Raw genomic sequence first — 17,730 nt, forward strand, 5'->3', positions numbered from 1 at the left:
TATAACTGGAAATGTTTTTATTTTTAATTTGTTAATGTATTAAGTCTTTTTTATAATTGATTTTATGATCAAAAATACTCAAAACACTTAAAAGTATTGCAAAACATACAAAATAAACTAAACCTTCACTAGTGCATTTCCACAATCGCATAATTCAGTTGATTACTGATACGTACTTCTTCAAAGCTTGATAATTCCTTTCCTTGGCCCATTTCATCCTTCTTTTTTCTTTGATAGGTTATCGTTTGTTGTAATAACCAAGCCTTTCTTAATAACATTTCCCTCACCTGCCTGTTTTGTTAGATGTCTTTTCCGCATTTCAACCTGCTTTCTATGGACTTTTTCTTCTATAAGATCTATGAACATCTGATTATTGTTGAGTTTTTCTTTATTAGACTCTATTAACCGGGCTAATGATACATTTTTACGCATGGACCTCCTTCTCTACAGAAATTGCTAGCCGGAAATAGAATGGTTTTCTCTACTAAGGAAAAATATTTTTCCTATTACATGATATTTTCATAATACTTTTAGTTTAAAAATTCTTGGTTTCAATTTTGAAATGACCGTTACCAATATTGGTTTTGTCATTCTGGATATATCCTGTTCACTTTTTCAACTTGCATTCTTGTCCTTGATCGGGCCGTGCAGATATAAGTAAGTACATTATCTACATTTCCAACAAAAAAAGGCCTTCATCACAGAAGACCTTTTCAGAAAGTATACTAAGAGTAAGTTTGCCTGAGCTTTTTTCTTTCAAAAACGTTCCAGTCGATTCCAGAAATCCGCTCCCTTTCCGCCGACTGTCTGCCAAGCCTCCTCGACGTAAACGTCTCCGGGTCTCGACTAGCCAGTTACTCGGCAGGAGTGTCGCAAATTTCTTCCATCCTTTAAGAATTAATGTAAAAAACTCAAGGATCACCTCGTCTTAAACTTTGTTCGGGATGAGCCTAGACTACGGTTTTTCTTAAATTTGATTTCAGTCGATTACAGAAATCCGCTCCCTTTTCCGCCGATTTTCTGCCCAGTCACCTCAAGGCAAGCGCCTGTGGCGCCTCGGCTAGCAAGTTATTCGGCAGGAGTATTTCATAATTCTTCAATCTAGTGAGGTTTCATAAACAAAACATTAAAGTATATTCTAGTGTTTAATCAGGGGTGAGTGCATTTCGAAACTGGAATTACTTTAGTTTCTCTTGCTCTTCAAGGTACTGCCTTATTTTTTTCAAATAATCCGGTGCATCCATTTGATCTTTCACGACCAGTTCTATAAGGCAAAGTTTATCGGCGTTCATATCTTGGGCATTTGTAATGGCTTCATCCAGTTCACCATTCGTCTCGACTCTTGCTGTGAATGCCTCCTGACCAAATGCTTCAGCCAGTTTTGTATAATTCCACTCTGGTATCTCGTTGTATTTCTGTTTTTCTATATCGACTTTTACGTTTAAGAATTTTTCTATCGTATAGCCGTTATTGTTGAGGATAAACACGATGGGCTTACAGCCATTCTCCAGCATCGAGCTTATTTCCTGTGCTGTCAGCTGTATCGATCCGTCCCCGGTAAACAAAAGAACACGCCGGTTTCTATCCGCTATACAAGCACCGAAAGCTGCAGGCGTCGCATAACCAATGCTTTGCCAGCCTCCCTGGGCTATGTAGGTCGCCCCTTTCGGCAATCTGACCTGTGACATGCCATAAGAGAAAGTTCCTGTTTCCGTGACCACAATGTCATTTTCCTTCAACATTTGCTGAATTCGAGGATAATAGGAAGTCGCTTTCAGTGGTGCTGTCGGGTCTTCCACCATTGTGTCATACGGAAACGAGATGTTTCCGACAGATTCGTTCTGACGGTAGCCAATGTCCTGGAGCGCATTTAGTATTTCCTCCGCCTTGACATTCATATAACTGGCTTCCCCCACTTTTAATGTGTCAGGTTGAATTTCCACCATTTTCAACGGGTTAAGCTTTGCTGTACTTTTGGAAGTATTGACGTCTGACCAAACAGCACCAACGGCTATGATCAAATCCGCTTCTTCAACAGTCTCAGTTACATCCTTACTTCCAAAAGCTCCGCCGTATACACCAATATACTGGGGATGACTCTCATCAAACCCGCTTTTCCCCTGTATCAATGAAGCAACTGGAACATTTAACCTCTCAGCGAGCTGCAGTACGGGTTTCTGCAAGTTATAACGAAGTGTTTTCACGTCGACCAGCAGAACGGCTTTATTTACATGTTCTAACATGCCTTTTATATGCTTCACTGCTGACTGCAAAGCATCGACATTCGTTTTTGTCATGTTTTCTGATGTCTTACTGTGAGAAAGCAATGGTTTTTCAACGAGATCGATAGCCACAACCAAATAAACGGGCTTTTTCTTTTCTTTCGCGATTTTGATTGCAGCCGGTATCTCCCTAGCTGCGTTTTCTGGTGTAAGTATTGCTGTATAAGCGGTGATATGCTCATAAACCTTACGGAAAACATCAAAATCTCCATTCATTAACGTATGGTGGGCAAGCTCCTTTTCCTGTTGCATCATGGTCTTTGGCGAGCCGACAATATGGATGAGCGGCACATTTTCACTGTACGCTCCAGCGATTGCATTACATGCGCTCATTTCACCGACACCAAAGGTGGTGATCAGTGCCGACATGCCCTTCACCCGGGCATATGCGTCCGCTGCGTATCCAGCATTGAGTTCATTTCGTCCATTAATAAACTCAATCCCATCGTAATCTTCCAAAGTATCTAGCAATGAGAAATTATAATCTCCGGGCACACCAAAAATCTCTGTAATGCCTTCTGCTTTTAAGCAGTCGTATAAATATTGTCCCAAGGTTGTGTTTTCAGCCAAGTCAATCACTCCTTCAATAGATTACTCTCTTTTTATTTATACCCAAACATAAGTAGGTTAACCGTATAAGTATCCATCTACTTTAATGTGGGTGGCGACTCTATTACTCTAGTTTTAGCTTTGATGAATGAAGTGAGTGAGACTATCCCAGGCACGATTCTTATAAAAAACGATTCAATTCCAAATCAAAATATCTGAAAATTCTTGATTTCACTTCTGTTTTTGATTTATATTTGAATCACCGGCACAGTGGATAAGGGGGAAAATGATGAGTGATAACAACGTCAAAAGAGTTTTGGAATGCATCATCAACACATCCAATAATAATATTACCGTGACCGATGAAAAAGGATTCATTTTATTCACGAATCCTAACCATTGGTGGATATATGGAATCGAACCAGAACATTACCTTGGAAAATCCGTTTACCAGCTCGAAACGGAAGGAATCCTTTCACCATCGATTTCCGCCATGGTATTGAAAGAGAAAACGCCTATCCAGATCATGCAGCAAACGAAGACGGGAAAAATCGTCATGTCGACTGCCTATCCCATCTTTGATGATGATGGTGAATTGATTCGAGTCGTCAGCTATGCCCAAGATCAAACTGAAATCAGGAACCTCCAGGATCAGTACGGTCAATTGGAGAAAAAGATTCAAGAATACCAATCGGAGGTCGAGGAACTTAGGGAACAGGAGGATTTGATCTATCGCAGCAAAGAAATGCGGCAAATCGCCAAGACGATAAACCGTGTTTCCAAAACGGATGCGACAGTCATGCTTCTTGGGGAATCCGGTGTGGGAAAGAGCGTATTCGCCCGCCGGCTGCACAATCAGAGTTACCGCAGCAAAGAGCCATTCATCGAAGTCAACTGCAGTACCATCCCAGAAAGTCTCTTTGAATCCGAAATGTTTGGATATGAAGCGGGATCCTTCACCGGAGCGCAGAAGCAGGGGAAGCAAGGGCTGATCGAACAGGCAGATAACGGAACCTTATTTCTGGATGAAATCGGGGAGCTTCCCCTCGATATGCAAGTGAAGTTATTAAATGTCCTGCAAGAGAAGACCTTTAAAAGAGTGGGAGGAAAAAAAGAGCATAAGATTGATTTCCGGCTTGTGACGGCAACCAATCAAAACCTTGAGGAAATGGTGGAGAAGGGAACATTCAGGCTCGATTTGTATTATCGCTTAAATGTGATTCCCATCCAAATACCGCCGTTACGCGAAAGAAAAGAAGACATTGCCATCTTAATCAATCATAATCTCGAAATCATCAATAAGAAATACAAGTCGGATAAGAAATTGCACCCTTCCACTTACGAAATACTGATTCAGCATAAATGGTCAGGAAACGTACGTGAATTGGAAAACCTGATTGAACGTCTTATTTTGACCTCGGAAGACTCCATCATTTTCCCAGGCTTTCTCCCCTCCCATTTCCATGGACAAGAATCTTTGGAGAAAATAAATGATACTCTAATGATCGACAATATGATGGTTGATGATAGTGATCTCAATACCGCCCTCGAACAAGTCGAAAAATGGATGTTGATGAAAGCGAGTAAACAATGCAAGTCCACATATGAAATGGCTAAATTCTTAGGTATCAGCCAGCCTTCCGTCGTCAGGAAAATGAAGAAATATAAAGATCATCTGCCCATTAAATAACAGGGGGGATGGAAGAATGTTTAAATACAGTATCCATTTTTTACCTGTATAAAAAGGAGACCAGCGTATCGAGGTCTCCTTTTTCTTACTTATTTGACACGCCAGCGGATTCAAATGTTGCCATTTCTTTAATGACCAATGTCGCTGCCTTTAGGATGGGGTATGACAGGGCAGCCCCTGTTCCTTCCCCGATTCTCATTCCCAGATCGAGGATCGGTTCCTTGCCAAGCAGTTCTATGGCCGTTCCATGACCAGGTTCTGCTGATCGATGTCCAACAAACATATAATCGGCTGCACTTCCGGAAATCATGTTTGCCAAAACAGCAGCCGTGGTTGTAATGAAACCATCAACTAGAATGGGAATACGGTTATTAGCTGCAGCAAGCATGGCCCCTGCCATACCAGCAATTTCGAATCCACCGATATTCATCAAAATGTTGATTGGATCATCAGGATTAGGATTTCTTAATGAAATCGCTTCTTCAATTATTCTTCGCTTATGTAAAATGCCTTCCGACTTCAATCCTGTTCCCTGCCCCACTAGTGATTCGACGCTTTTCCCGCTTATGATGGAGATGATGGCGGTACTGGAAGTCGTATTTCCGATTCCCATTTCACCAAGAATCAGGCAGTTCACACCACGGGCAATCATTTTCTCTGCACGATCATATCCAATGTCAAGCGCTTGATTTACTTCTTCCTTTGTCATAGCCTCTTCCTTATAAAAGTTTCTAGTTCCATTACGGACTTTTCTGGAAGTTAACCCCGATGCTTCGATATCTGCATCGATCCCTATATCGACAATGTCCAAGTAAGCATCTATCGCACGGCTTAATACATTGATGGCAGCACCGTCATTCAGGAAATTAAGTGCCATTTGTTCCGTCACTTCTTTTGGATAGGCAGAAACCCCTTCTTCCGTAATTCCATGGTCGGCTGCAAAGACGATCACCCCCGGTTTCGAAATGTCCGGAAATGCCTCCCCTGTCATCTTGGCCAGTTCAATTATCCATTCTTCAAGCCGTCCTAAGCTTCCCTGAGGCACCGTCAGCGAATCGACATGTCCTTTAACCTGACGTCCCATTTCTTCATCCAGCATCGGAATGGAAACGGCAGATAAACCATTATTCATATTAATCCCCCACAATCCTAAATAAAAACCTTAACCATAGGAAAAGGTTCTTATCCATCATCTGCTATAAATATAACTTAGTCCATATCATTATCATCTAGGCTTTCACTAGAATTCACCGGGGTCCTTTTACTTCGGCACTCCCATTTCATTTAAAGGGTAGATACGAAATTTCACTTTGCCCACAAGTGATTTTTCAGAAATAAAACCAAATCTTCTTCCATCCCAACTATTCCTTCGATTATCCCCCATGACAAATAAATGACCGACAGGCACCTTGGATTTCCCGAGTAAATCACTTAGGGTGAAATTCTCCGTCAGATTCTCTTCAGGTGGAATTTCTCCTTTTTTCGTATTCAAATATGGTTCTGTATACTTTTTCCCATTGATATATAAGACATCATCTTTCATTTCGACGCTGTCCCCTGGTAAACCGATCACCCTTTTTATATAATTCTCTTCCGCGTCCGGAGCATAAAATACGACCATATCGAAGCGCTCCGGCTTTCCGATTTTAGCAACCACGATCCGGTCATCATTTTCATAAGTCGGCTCCATTGATTCACCTTTTACCGTGACTGGCGTAAATAAAAACTGTTGGCAAATGAACACGATCATTAAAGCGAATAAGATAGCTTTCAACCACGAGAACACTTCACTTTTCATATTCTTCATACGGACTCCCTCCCATCCATTGTCAACGGCTAAACCCACGATAATTGCTGTATTTTGGCTAGCAGGCCAAAAAATTCATTAGCTTAATTTGCCGGTCGGTGATTTTTAGAGGAGACATTTCAAAGAAATATATGGAAAAATTGTAACACATTCATTTATCGCTCGCGAGAATAAATGATTTTTCAGAGCCAATCTCAAACCAATGAGAAAAAGGATAGCGATTTTAGCTATCCTTTTTCTTAGTTTGTTCCTCAGAATTTATTCCAAGTCAATATAGTATCGAGTGGCAAACGGACTTTTTCAAATCCTGCTTTAGTTCCTTTTCCAAGGGAAATCAACATGACAGGTTTGAAGTTTCCCGGTACATTGAACGCTTCCACAAATTTGGCTTCATCGAACCCTCCCATTGGGACTGTATCGTATCCTTTTGCTTTTGCAGCCAACATGATTTGCATGGAAACCAAGCCACCGTCAATCATGGCTACGCTTAAAGCCTTCTCAGCGGAAAAGTTGCCGTAATTATGCAGAATAGAGGCGACATATGGCTCTTTGATTTCATTCTTCATGATCCCTTTATTGACTAATTCACCATAAATCCGTTCTGCATTTTTGTAACCTTCTATATCGGCTAAAACGGCAATGACAGCAGATGCATCGACGATTTGTTGTTGGTTATTTGCGATGGGTAGCAATTCTTGTTGGGTTTGTTTATCTTGAATCACAAGGAATCTCCACGGCTGTAAGTTGGAAGAAGACGGCGCTTGAGTCGCAATCTCCAGGATTTCACGAATTTCCTCTTCAGTCATCACGTATTCAGCATCGTACTGGCGAACAGATCTCCGTTCTTTTGCTACCGTAATGAAATCCGTATCATTAAGGACTTTCGGCTTTTCAAGCGGTACATTCAATTCTTTCGCTTTATTCAGGTACTCTTCTTTATTCATTATATTTTTTGTCATTGATAATGACCTCCATTTAACTGTAATTATTACAGGAACAGTATATAACGCATACTGTTCCTGTGTCAAATACAGTTTAAGAAAAACGAAACCCTGACAGTTTCGTTTTTCACATCAAGATTTTGATAGTAAATCAGCAATCGTCTTCTGCTCCAAGCCTTGTATAATCCAGCTCTCCATCTCGTTTTTCAAGCCGCATAAAGCTTCGCGGGAAGATGGTTGAAAGCATTTTTTATCATTCACATCAAGAAAGCCTTTTGAAAAAGGTTCGGATTTAATTGCAGAGTATATATCTGCAAGAATGATTTGTTCGGGATTTTTGGCAAGTGAATATCCCCCATCTCTTCCTTCCTTTGCTTGAATCAGCCCTGCCTTCACTAAATTACTTAATATTTTTCTAAGAAAACCTGACTCCGAATCAAGCTTAACGGCCAATTTATTACTATTGCATAATCCATCATGATCAGCAAGAACAAGCAGGGCTTGTACCGCAAGACTAAACCACATTATACTGGAAACCTTTTCTGACATTTCTTTCACCTCTCTCCTCTACTTTAAACTATTTTTCATTGAATATACACCGCTGCATCGAACAATCCTGCCTAAAAACCTCCTAATACAATCAATCAGGGAAGCTTGCAGCCCTTTTTGTTTCAAAGCAGTGAAAGTAATGGGGAACACCAAAAAGAATGGATATATTACCAACCCACTTGGCCTATTTTATATAGTCTTACATTAAATGCATTTCACCATTTCCCAAAAAATAAATTGACAAAGTTATTGTCTTACAAATTATTTGTTTTGGAATATGGTAAACTTACTTAATAGAATGGATGAGGAAGTGGATGAATGATGCTGAAAACAATAAATGAACAACTCGATAAAGTCATGCCTCTCATCACGCCGATAAGCGTGGTTATTGGGGTATTATTGTCCGAACATATAACGGCTTACACCTTTCTTGTTCCATGGATATTTGCCTTCATTACATTTTCCGGAAGTTTAGGCTCTAACTTTAAATCCCTGCAACAGGCAGTCACTCACCCTTTCCCTGTTTTCATCGTATTGATCATCCTTCATATGCTTATGCCTATTTGGGCTTTTGGTCTCGGCCATTTAGTGTTTCATGGTGATGCTTTCACAATTACCGGCCTAGTCCTCGCTGTAGTGATTCCAACCGGTGTCACCAGTATGATCTGGGTATCCATTTATAATGGTAATTCCATACTTGCCCTAACCATCATCTTAATCGACACCCTACTTTCGCCATTCATCGTTCCTTACAGTGTTTCCCTTTTTGGAGGCGGTTCGATCGAAATGGATTTATGGTCGATAGTGAAAGGATTAATCGGAATGGTCGTTCTTCCCTCCATGCTTGCCATGTTCTTGAATCAGGCTACTAAAGGAAAGATACAAAATACACTATCTCCCCGATTAGCTCCATTCTCCAAAATAAGCGTTGGAATCGTAGTCATATTGAACAGTTCAAAAATTGCGCCTTACTTAACCCATTTCGATAAGAAAATAATGATCATGGCCTTCTTGGTTTTGTTCATAGCCGCTTCAGGTTATGCCCTTTCTTGGATGGTCGGTGCATATTTACGATGGGAAAAGGCGGATATCATCACCTTGACATTTACAGGAGGTATGCGAAACATCAGTGCAGGAGCCGTTCTAGCAACGACCTATTTCCCTGCTGCCGTTGCGGTACCCGTCGTACTTGGCATGCTGTTTCAACAAATGCTTGCCTCGTTTTTTGGCTATGTCTTGGATAAGCATTTTCGTCGTGGTTTGATTGAAGGGCCATCCATCGAATGATTATTTCCCAAGCATCCTTTTTCCCTTTCAATTACATTCCAATTATAATAGGTAAGTGAACACATTTACATGATTATCCATAATAAAATCATTGGGGGTATTGGAGATGAAAGTTGTTGCCATAGTGGGAAGTATCCGTAAAGAGTCATACAACCTTAAGCTTGCCAAATATATTCAAACTAGATATCAAGATCGTTTTGATCTCGAAATATTGAACATTCGGGATTTACCTTTTTATGATCAAGATATTGAAAATGATCCTCCATTGGTTGTAAAAGAATTTAAAAGCAAAGTGGACGAAGCAGATGCAGTCTTGTGGGTAACACCTGAATACAACGGGACGATTCCAGGTGTATTGGGCAATGCAATTGATTGGTTATCACGTGTCGATAAAGTCTTGATCGGCAAACCATCATGGATCATGGGTGCGTCAATGGGGCAATTAGGGACGGTAAAAGCTCAATTGCATTTGCGTGAAATCTTATTTGCAATAGGCATCTCCTCCCCACTCCTTCCTGGGAATGAAGTATATGTCGGTGCAGTGCATGACAAAATCGATAACGAAGGCAGCCTTATTCATGAGTCGACTGTCCAGTTTATCGATACGGTCGTCGATAATTTCATTAGCTGGTATAATCATCATACTCGTTAATGCTTTACACAAGAATCCCAGCAGGCTTTGATCCTGCTGGGATTCTTGGTTACATCAAAATAGAGGAACTAATCAAACTCATCCTCTACCCGCTTGGAATGAAGGGTATTTTGTCATTCCTCCGTCAGCGAATAGAGTGATGCCCGTTACATAACTGGACTCTGAAGATGCCAGCCATGCAGCAACCGCGGCAATTTCTTCAGGCTTTCCGATATACCCCATCGGAATCATTCTTTCAAGATCCTTTTTCTTTTCGGGATCTTCAAGCTTGTCGGCATTTATTGGGGTGGCGATGGCTCCGGGACCAATGCTGTTCACGCGGATCCCTTTTGGTGCATATTCAAGAGCCAGGGTTTCCGTAAGCAGCTTCACCCCGCCCTTGCTAGCTGCATAGTGAACGAATAAAGGCCAGGGAATCATCTCATGTACACTGGACATGTTAATTACATTCCCTTTAATATCGTTCTCGACAAAATACTTGATAGCTTCGCGGCAACCTAAGAAATTCCCCGTTAAATTAGTATCGATTACCCTATTCCAGTCGCTTAACGGCATCTCGTGAGATGGAACCGGATTTTCAATCCCTGCATTATTGATGAATATATCGAGTTTCCCGAAATTCTTTATCGCTGATTGAACAAGGTTAATAACATCTTCTTCAACGGTGACATCGCCTTTTACTGCAACGGCTTCCCCGCCATTTGTTTTGATTTCTTCCATTACACTATCCGCTTCCTCTGATTTAGTGCGATAATTGACCACGACCTTTGCCTTTTCCTTAGCAAAGCGAATGGCCATCGCTTTTCCTAAACCAGTGGATGATCCAGTTATGACCACGACCTTACCTTCTAAATCTGTATACATGTAATCACCCTCCAATTAACTTTTTGCCAATCCCAGCATAATCCCAGCTATGATGATCAAGATAATTCCAATTATGATTCCAATTAGTTGGCGCTTCGTTTTCTTTTCACGTAAAATGAAGATTCCGCCAAGAGTTGAGATGACTATGCCCATCTGCGAAAGTGAAAAACTAGTGGCCACTCCCACACGTGGCTGGGAAATGAATAAAAACATGTTCCCTGCAGCCCATATCAATCCCGGAATGATATTGCGAATCGTATATTTGTTAAACGGTTTATGCTTAAATGTCAATAACAGACCGCCTATCACCATCCCGATCGCTTGAGGGAACAACGCTGACCATCCATCAACATCAAAAAGACGGGCCACGACCACATAAACCAAATAACCGAATGTCGAGATGAGGAGAATAACAATTCCTTTCTTCAAGTTTCCCGACTTGCCCTCTTTCGATTCTTTATCTTCCAAGGAGGTCAAGACGATTCCTATAATAATGAAGATCAATGCCAAAACGCCTAAAATAATCGCTTTCATTGTAGACCATTCGTTAAAAACTATGACCCCGAACAATGTGGTTGAAATGAGCTGCAATCCAGTTGATATCGGCATTGTTTTAGAAACTCCCATTAAATCAATGCTCTTAAGCTGATTAGCTTGTCCAACGGCCCAAAACAATCCAGATACGACTCCGACTCCAAACACAAGAAGTGAAAGCTTAATATCGGCAAAAATATAAACACCAATTGAAAAAATCAAGGCGCCAATCGTTGTACCTAGTGTTTGACTATAGGGTCCACCCCCAAGTTTCACATTAAATAAAACGATGCTTCCCCAGAATAATGCCGGCAAGAGAGCTAATAATATATCCATTTTCAACCCCCATATATGTAAGTACAAAACTAAGCTGGATATTTCATTTTGTATTCTTTAATATGTTCGCATTATTTGAAATGACCCTTGGTAATTTTATGAAGTGATTCCCAAAAAAATTGTTCAACACAAAAAGGGCTGCTGCTGCAGCCTTTGTGGATGATATTGATATTATTGCAACAGCTACCCGCCATGTTGATGATGTTGCATATCCATTTTCGAATCTACACCAACCTTGAAATAATCACGTTCCCAAACGGCCGACGTTCCGATAATGATGATGGAGAACAAGAGGGTCAGAAAGAAAGGAGCAAACCCCCTCCCACTTTTTGTCTCTTTTACTTCCTCTCTTTTTATATAAAAAGTCACAAAGAATATACTGGCAAGGTAAATCAGATCCATAGAAACGAGCATGAAAGTTTGTGAATCAAGAGGCAGCATGACCCCAAGCATGGCTCCCATCATTGCCCCCATCAGAGTTGTTGACAGAGACTCCATAACCGCTGTTAAACCGAATGGCCTTCCGATGATGAAACCTGCCACTGCGCATATTGTGACGGCTAGAACGGTTAAAACCGCCAGCTTGCCGGGCATCAGGAATGACAGCATTAAACTTAAGGCTATACTTGTCGTCATGCTTAACATCATTACCATGCATTTACCAAGGCCAACACCAATATGATCTTTTTTCAGATGGGCTTTTTTAGAAAAGTAAATTGTATAAGCCACGACTATCATAAAACTGGTCAGCAGCAGCATTCGATTCGTTTCCCCCTTTTCGATCAATAGTTAGTGAAACGACTGATTTTAATGACAGGAAGAATGACCGTCCATCTGGCAAGCTGAATTCTTTGATTTTGATGGAGGCACGTCAAGAGCTGGATTCCGATTGAAAAATCCCGTCGGTTTTAAAATGAAGCTAATATAGGCGGTCGGCATGACTGGCCAATCTTCAGGTCGTGTTATATGATGGTGTCCCATGTTATACCAGACCACAACATCTTCATTTTCAATCGAGCGATCGGCTTTAACCCAATCTTCCAACCCTTCTCCCCCTGCATGTTGGTTTGGGTATCGCCCTGAAGCAAACTGTTCTTCAGGATCGAAAGGCGTCACCCAAAAATGGTGTTTTAAGAAACCAGCCCGTTTTAATAAAGGCGAATCATCATGGGCGAACGGGAAACAATTCTCCCCAGCAAACAATTTATAACCAACCGGTTCCCCCAATATATTCGTTTTTGAGTGATTGACGATCTTCCAGAAGCGCGCAGTACGCAAATCAAGGTCCCGGACAGCCTCGGATTCCTTTTTAAGCAAAGTCGAAACCGGATAGAAACCATTTCCATATGGGTTGTCCGGTCCCCTTTCCATGCTTTTTGTATTGACTTCATAAACTGAATTATTCATTCCATCAACCATCATATCAAGCCTCATATTAAAGAAATGCTGATGATGTGCAGCAATTAATTGAGGTGCGACGAGATTGCCATGCGGGTGCTTCCGGTCAGGTTCGATGGCTTGTGTATGCAATATGCCTGTCAATTTCACTTCAAATTGTATCGTCCCATCCTGAAAGAAATACCAATAAAATCCGTATTCGTAATTTCCAACTGTCGAAATGCTCGATAAGACCAATCTTCTTGAACGGCGGACTTCAACATGACCTGTCCTCCAATCCGTATGTTTCCACCCAATTCCAAAATCCTCCTCATGCAGACATATTGCATTTTTAATTTGAATTACATTCCCTTTACTATCCACTAGGTTCGCGTCAAAGTACTTGATCTCACCTAGGCAGTCACACCCAAGTTCAAGTGAATTCGCCAACATGCCAATGCCGTATTCCCCTGCATCAAAAGCATTGTTCCTGTTAACCGGATCAGTCGGATCACCATAAGGCACCACCATCTCGGATAAAGAAGCTCTATACAGGATTGGCCGCTCCACTCCATCTTCATTGTAACGGACCGTATGAAGGACAAGGCCCTCACGGGAGTTGAAACCAAAGCGGATATTCCATTTTTGCCAATCGATCACATGTCCTTCCGTCGTGAAACTTGGTCCTTTTGGCTGAACTATTTCCAAAGGCCTAACATCCTGCCTCATGTTACCTACTTGATCGGGTGTATAATTTCCATCAAGCGGCGGTAATGGTATGACACCTTTATCCACAATCTTGATGACTTCCATCTTATTTAAATCGACAAGGACATATAATCCTGAAATGGGACGTGCATACCCATTATCATATAATGATGTACGGTAATAACATAAAGCCCTGACGATTCGTACATCCACTTCCTCTTCAATTCCAAAATTCCCTGCCGACCATGGATCGACCATGATATTATCCATATTCGTAAGCCCTCTTTTGGCAAAGGCTTTTATCATCTCAGGGTGGCTTTTCACGACTTCCTGACACTCCATGAATTCATCAGCCATTATGGATGGCTGCACTCCAGGAATCAGTTTCCATGACGTTATGCTTCCTTCCGTTAAGGAAACAACAGCCTCATATGTTTTTCCCTCTTTATTATGAAGAATGATACAGAATGCTTCTCTATTGATTTGCACTTCATCACGATAATCCAGAACAATGGATTTTGCAGGTTCCAGTAAGCTGATGTTAGCGAAGCGGTAATGGTCATCCAATCCTTTATCACGTTTTAAAATCTGGACCGTAAGTTTAAGTTCTTCTGCCGTTAATGGATCAAGCGGGTGCTTTTCCCTCGTTACTTTCACACTTGATGTTTTTTCCATCTTAACCTCTCCCTTATAGGTAATATATCATTCTATCCATTAAGTAAACTTCTCCTAGAAGTGCCTCGTGCATAAAGTGCAAAATTTTATTTGCCTACCTACCCAACAATATTCAATATGATAAAGATAGCCAATATCAGAAAACACATCCCACTCATACCGATTTATCAAGCGGATAGCTGGAAATCCAACTCAATCAAGCGGCCCATGAGGACGCGTCCCTGCCCTTAAACTCCATACCAGTTCAAGCCCTGCTCATTCAAATCGATCCACACATTTTTTGTTTCTGTGTACATATCCATCGCTTGGATACCCAGTTCCCTTCCGAAACCGCTTTGCTTCCTGCCGCCAAAAGGTGCTGCACTATCAAGCATGCTAAACGTATTCACATACACCGTCCCCGCTTTTAACCCCCTTACCATCCGGTGCGCCCGTTTTAAATCATTGGTCCATAAACCTGAAGCCAATCCATACAAGCTATCATTTGCCTTGTTCAATGCATCCTCTTCATCTTTGAACTTGATAACCGACAAAACCGGCCCAAAAATTTCTTCACGGGCAATTGTCATTTCATTGGTAACGTTCTCAAAAACAGTGGGCGTGAAGAAATAGCCATTTCCAGCCTCCGTATTTCTTTCTCCTCCAATGACAAGATTAGCTCCCTGTTCCAGACCGGCCGCTACGTATTGTTGAATTTTGTCAAGTTGCTGCAAGGAAACCTGTGGTCCCATTTGGGTCTTATGGTCTAAAGGATTCCCTACACGGATGGATCGTGCTTTCTTCACGAATGATTCCATGAATCGATCATATATGCTTTCCTGCACAAAAAGTCTTGTACCCGAAGCGCATACTTGCCCTTGTGCAAAGAAGATACCAAACATGGATCCATTCACTGCATTCTCAATGGAAGCATCATCAAAAACTATATTTGGTGATTTCCCCCCTAATTCAAGGCTAATTGGTTTTAAGTTCTTACTTGCTGCCTGCATGATTAGGCGTCCAGTATTCGTTGAACCCGTAAAAGCGATTTTATCGACGTCAGGATGTGAGGAGAGGGCATCACCCGCTATCTTCCCGTATCCAGGAATAACATTGATGACTCCATCTGGAATTCCGACTTCTTGAAAGATTTTAACCAATTCGAGAATGCTTACAGGAGTTTGCTCAGCTGGTTTTACCACAATCGTATTGCCTGCCGCCAAAGCAGGGGCAAGCTTCCACATTGTCAGCATAAGCGGAAAGTTCCAAGGCACTATGGCCCCTATGACACCGATTGGCTCCTTCAAGGTATAATTGAACCGGTTATTGGGAGAGGCAAGGGTACTTCCCTGGACTTTATTGGCTAATCCCGCATAAAATTCGAGTACATCTATCATGGCTGGCATCGCAATGAATTTTGTTTCATTGATTGGCAGCCCGTTATCTTGTGATTCGACTTCGGCAAGCATATCGGCTTTCTCCCACAGTGCCTGTGCCACTTTATTCAGTAACCTCCCTCTATCCCCCGGTGCCATTTCAGCCCACGGGCCAGATTCAAACGCCCTTCGTGCAGCTTTTACCGCTAAATCAACATCTTCCGGACCTGCCTCGGCAACTACAGCGTTCACTTCATCAGTTGCAGGATTAAGTGATTCAAATGTCCTTCCAGATATTGAATCAACCCATCTCCCATCAATGAACAATCGATAGTTTTTCCCCATCATCGTTTCCCCTTTCTCTTGGACATTCAAAAACAACAATCACATATCTATTAACACAATAAGGCCGCACACCATTTTTTTATTGTAAAAAACGGAACATTCAGAATATTTTTATATGCATTAAAACCATACAAAAAAGATCCTCGTCAATGAACGGGATCCTTCAAATGTTATCACTATATAATAAGAACATTATATGGGGTTTTAAAATTTCTTTGAAACGGCATCGATGAATTCAGTAGGAGTCAGATAACCAAATTTCTTAAATTCATTAATCAAATGTGATTGATCAAAATACCCATTCTCATTAATCACATCCCAAACTGTAAAGGCCTTTTTATTCAATAACATATGCAGGGAGTTTTGGAACCTCACTATTTGGCTGAATAATTTGGGCGGCATCCCTACATGGGCATCGAATTGCTTTCGCAAGTATCTTGTTGAGTATCCGGTCTCGGCAGCTAATTGATTCATGTTTACATTTCCTTTAGAAGAATATATTTTGTTCAAGGAATATTCTATAATTGCCGGCAAACCGTTACACGTAAAAATATTAATCCCTATTTCTTCTTTGAACAGCTTTATTCTTCTATGAAAATCCCGTTCAGTTATTAACCTTTCCATAACGGTAGGTTCAATTTTTAACATATCAGCTAAAGGGATTTGGCGATCGATTACCTCCTTCATGGAATATTTAAAATGCTGGGTTTCCTGCTTAGGCATAAACCTCACACCGAAATATTCACAATTAGCCTGAAAGTTTATCGTTTTGTACTTGAGGACAGTCCCGTACACATCTGCAGTGGGTCTTTCGGGATCGCAATAAAATAATATGTCGATGCACCCATCCGGAATGACGGACATTGGATTCATTAAATCCCGATTGATTTTAAATTGATAAAACAATGTAGTGGAATGGTCAGAATTTCTTTGTTTATATTCTATATAATAATCTGATAGAATCTCGAATTCCGGTTGAAATGGAAAATAGTCGTAGTTATTGAAACTCTGAATGGTGCTCAGCTACCATCACGCTCCTTTTATATTACACTGTCACCAAATCCTTTTTACCACTGCAATAAGCTTGTATTGCCCTAATTACTACAGTAATCGTTTGGGCTGAGTGGTCATGCGCATCACTACACGGGTCAGGAGAGCCGCTCATCATTTTCCCCCCCCTGGCCATTATCAATATGAGAGTTGTTTTTATAATTTTCGACAAGTATTTCCAAATCCCTTTTGACTGAAAGATTTAAAACAATATACAACTTACAGAACACTTGGGTTCTCTTTTTATATATTGGTCAGTACACCGAAAAATATGGTAAAATATTCAAGTGAAATCCAGTTTTTAGCCTCTATGTTACGAAAGGAATGTATATATTGGTTTACTTATATGTAATTTTATTTTTCATTTTTGGCTATAGTTTTATATTTACCTTAATTAAAGCTATAAAAGAAGAAGTATCCCACATCTTACTGCAATCCTTTTTCTTGTATGGGCTTCTTCAGCAATGATAGTTTTTGCGAATTTAATGAGTTTTTAATAAATGTTCTTCTTCAACCATCAGGGACGCTTGTTGAAAGACCGATGTCTTTTTAATTCTAAGATTATTAAAAAGCAAACCTTATGAAGGCTTGCTCCTCCAGCTTGAGACAAAAGGGTTTCGGTAAACGCAGCTCTCATCAAATGATGCTCCCAAAATCCTCAAGTATGGTTTCTAACTAAATCCTATAACAAAGCTGATTGGAGCGGAAGGTACGAGACTCATGCGGGAA

Annotated in this window: 15 protein-coding genes; 3 read left to right on the forward strand and 12 right to left on the reverse strand. The window is 40.9% G+C overall.

The window, feature by feature from the left end; all coding sequences use genetic code 11:
* Window positions 1-213 precede the first annotated feature (213 nt).
* Window positions 214-432 carry a hypothetical protein gene (locus tag J7I90_RS07600; protein ID WP_214769974.1) on the reverse strand — a complete coding sequence of 73 codons (219 nt, stop codon included), beginning with the start codon at window positions 430-432 and terminating at the stop codon, window positions 214-216.
* Window positions 433-1,178: 746 nt separating this feature from the next.
* Window positions 1,179-2,852: an alpha-keto acid decarboxylase family protein gene (locus J7I90_RS07605; RefSeq protein WP_251025131.1), complete on the reverse strand. Its 1,674-nt coding sequence runs from the start codon at window positions 2,850-2,852 to the stop codon at window positions 1,179-1,181.
* A 265-nt stretch (window positions 2,853-3,117) separates the two neighbouring features.
* On the opposite strand from J7I90_RS07605, the gene J7I90_RS07610 reads away from it, so the two are divergent.
* Window positions 3,118-4,521: a sigma-54 interaction domain-containing protein gene (locus J7I90_RS07610; protein WP_214769976.1), complete on the forward strand. Its 1,404-nt coding sequence runs from the start codon at window positions 3,118-3,120 to the stop codon at window positions 4,519-4,521.
* Window positions 4,522-4,606: 85 nt separating this feature from the next.
* On the opposite strand, the gene cobT is transcribed toward J7I90_RS07610, so the two are convergent.
* From cobT to J7I90_RS07630, 4 genes are all read right to left on the reverse strand, one after another.
* Window positions 4,607-5,653: a nicotinate-nucleotide--dimethylbenzimidazole phosphoribosyltransferase gene (gene cobT / locus J7I90_RS07615; protein WP_214769979.1), complete on the reverse strand. Its 1,047-nt coding sequence runs from the start codon at window positions 5,651-5,653 to the stop codon at window positions 4,607-4,609.
* Window positions 5,654-5,782: 129 nt separating this feature from the next.
* Entirely contained in the window at window positions 5,783-6,328 is a 546-nt protein-coding gene (gene lepB / locus J7I90_RS07620) for a signal peptidase I (RefSeq protein ID WP_053533917.1), read from the reverse strand.
* 251 nt (window positions 6,329-6,579) lie between these two features.
* Window positions 6,580-7,287, reverse strand: coding sequence for a nitroreductase family protein (locus J7I90_RS07625; RefSeq protein WP_214769982.1), 708 nt, complete (start codon window positions 7,285-7,287; stop codon window positions 6,580-6,582).
* A 114-nt stretch (window positions 7,288-7,401) separates the two neighbouring features.
* Complete coding sequence (locus J7I90_RS07630; RefSeq protein WP_053533915.1) at window positions 7,402-7,818, reverse strand: RrF2 family transcriptional regulator; 417 nt, start codon at window positions 7,816-7,818, stop codon at window positions 7,402-7,404.
* Window positions 7,819-8,136: 318 nt separating this feature from the next.
* On the opposite strand from J7I90_RS07630, the gene J7I90_RS07635 reads away from it, so the two are divergent.
* Both J7I90_RS07635 and J7I90_RS07640 read left to right on the forward strand, forming a co-directional pair.
* On the forward strand, window positions 8,137-9,105 hold the full coding sequence (locus J7I90_RS07635) for a bile acid:sodium symporter family protein (protein ID WP_214769984.1): 969 nt from the start codon (window positions 8,137-8,139) through the stop codon (window positions 9,103-9,105).
* Window positions 9,106-9,211: 106 nt separating this feature from the next.
* Window positions 9,212-9,757, forward strand: a complete 546-nt coding sequence (locus J7I90_RS07640; protein ID WP_214769986.1) for an NADPH-dependent FMN reductase — start codon at window positions 9,212-9,214, stop codon at window positions 9,755-9,757.
* 78 nt (window positions 9,758-9,835) lie between these two features.
* Here J7I90_RS07640 and J7I90_RS07645 read toward each other — a convergent pair whose 3' ends face one another.
* The 6 genes from J7I90_RS07645 to J7I90_RS07670 form a co-directional block, all read right to left on the reverse strand.
* Window positions 9,836-10,621, reverse strand: a complete 786-nt coding sequence (locus J7I90_RS07645; RefSeq protein WP_214769989.1) for a glucose 1-dehydrogenase — start codon at window positions 10,619-10,621, stop codon at window positions 9,836-9,838.
* 15 nt (window positions 10,622-10,636) lie between these two features.
* On the reverse strand, window positions 10,637-11,491 hold the full coding sequence (locus J7I90_RS07650) for a RhaT/GlcU family sugar-proton symporter (RefSeq protein ID WP_214769991.1): 855 nt from the start codon (window positions 11,489-11,491) through the stop codon (window positions 10,637-10,639).
* A gap of 183 nt (window positions 11,492-11,674) precedes the next feature.
* Window positions 11,675-12,277, reverse strand: coding sequence for a hypothetical protein (locus J7I90_RS07655; protein ID WP_214769995.1), 603 nt, complete (start codon window positions 12,275-12,277; stop codon window positions 11,675-11,677).
* A gap of 21 nt (window positions 12,278-12,298) precedes the next feature.
* Complete coding sequence (locus tag J7I90_RS07660; RefSeq protein ID WP_214769997.1) at window positions 12,299-14,251, reverse strand: primary-amine oxidase; 1,953 nt, start codon at window positions 14,249-14,251, stop codon at window positions 12,299-12,301.
* 227 nt (window positions 14,252-14,478) lie between these two features.
* Complete coding sequence (locus J7I90_RS07665; RefSeq protein ID WP_214770000.1) at window positions 14,479-15,951, reverse strand: aldehyde dehydrogenase family protein; 1,473 nt, start codon at window positions 15,949-15,951, stop codon at window positions 14,479-14,481.
* Window positions 15,952-16,155: 204 nt separating this feature from the next.
* The gene (locus J7I90_RS07670; RefSeq protein ID WP_214770002.1) at window positions 16,156-16,857 is read right to left on the reverse strand and encodes a helix-turn-helix domain-containing protein; all 702 of its coding nucleotides are present in this window, start codon (window positions 16,855-16,857) and stop codon (window positions 16,156-16,158) included.
* Window positions 16,858-17,730 lie beyond the last annotated feature (873 nt).

The organism is Bacillus sp. ISL-57 (assembly GCF_018613135.1).
Lineage (GTDB): Bacteria > Bacillota > Bacilli > Bacillales > DSM-1321 > Peribacillus > Peribacillus frigoritolerans.

Excerpts from the sequence above, each read along its gene's own strand:
- J7I90_RS07600 (WP_214769974.1), bottom strand. The coding sequence starts at position 432 with ATGCGTAAAAATGTATCATTAGCCCGGTTAATAGAGTCTAATAAAGAA.
- J7I90_RS07610 (WP_214769976.1), top strand. The coding sequence starts at position 3,118 with ATGATGAGTGATAACAACGTCAAAAGAGTTTTGGAATGCATCATCAAC.
- cobT (WP_214769979.1), bottom strand. The coding sequence starts at position 5,653 with ATGAATAATGGTTTATCTGCCGTTTCCATTCCGATGCTGGATGAAGAA.
- lepB (WP_053533917.1), bottom strand. The coding sequence starts at position 6,328 with ATGAAGAATATGAAAAGTGAAGTGTTCTCGTGGTTGAAAGCTATCTTA.
- J7I90_RS07625 (WP_214769982.1), bottom strand. The coding sequence starts at position 7,287 with ATGACAAAAAATATAATGAATAAAGAAGAGTACCTGAATAAAGCGAAA.
- J7I90_RS07630 (WP_053533915.1), bottom strand. The coding sequence starts at position 7,818 with ATGTCAGAAAAGGTTTCCAGTATAATGTGGTTTAGTCTTGCGGTACAA.
- J7I90_RS07635 (WP_214769984.1), top strand. The coding sequence starts at position 8,137 with ATGATGCTGAAAACAATAAATGAACAACTCGATAAAGTCATGCCTCTC.
- J7I90_RS07640 (WP_214769986.1), top strand. The coding sequence starts at position 9,212 with ATGAAAGTTGTTGCCATAGTGGGAAGTATCCGTAAAGAGTCATACAAC.
- J7I90_RS07645 (WP_214769989.1), bottom strand. The coding sequence starts at position 10,621 with ATGTATACAGATTTAGAAGGTAAGGTCGTGGTCATAACTGGATCATCC.
- J7I90_RS07650 (WP_214769991.1), bottom strand. The coding sequence starts at position 11,491 with ATGGATATATTATTAGCTCTCTTGCCGGCATTATTCTGGGGAAGCATC.
- J7I90_RS07660 (WP_214769997.1), bottom strand. The coding sequence starts at position 14,251 with ATGGAAAAAACATCAAGTGTGAAAGTAACGAGGGAAAAGCACCCGCTT.
- J7I90_RS07665 (WP_214770000.1), bottom strand. The coding sequence starts at position 15,951 with ATGGGGAAAAACTATCGATTGTTCATTGATGGGAGATGGGTTGATTCA.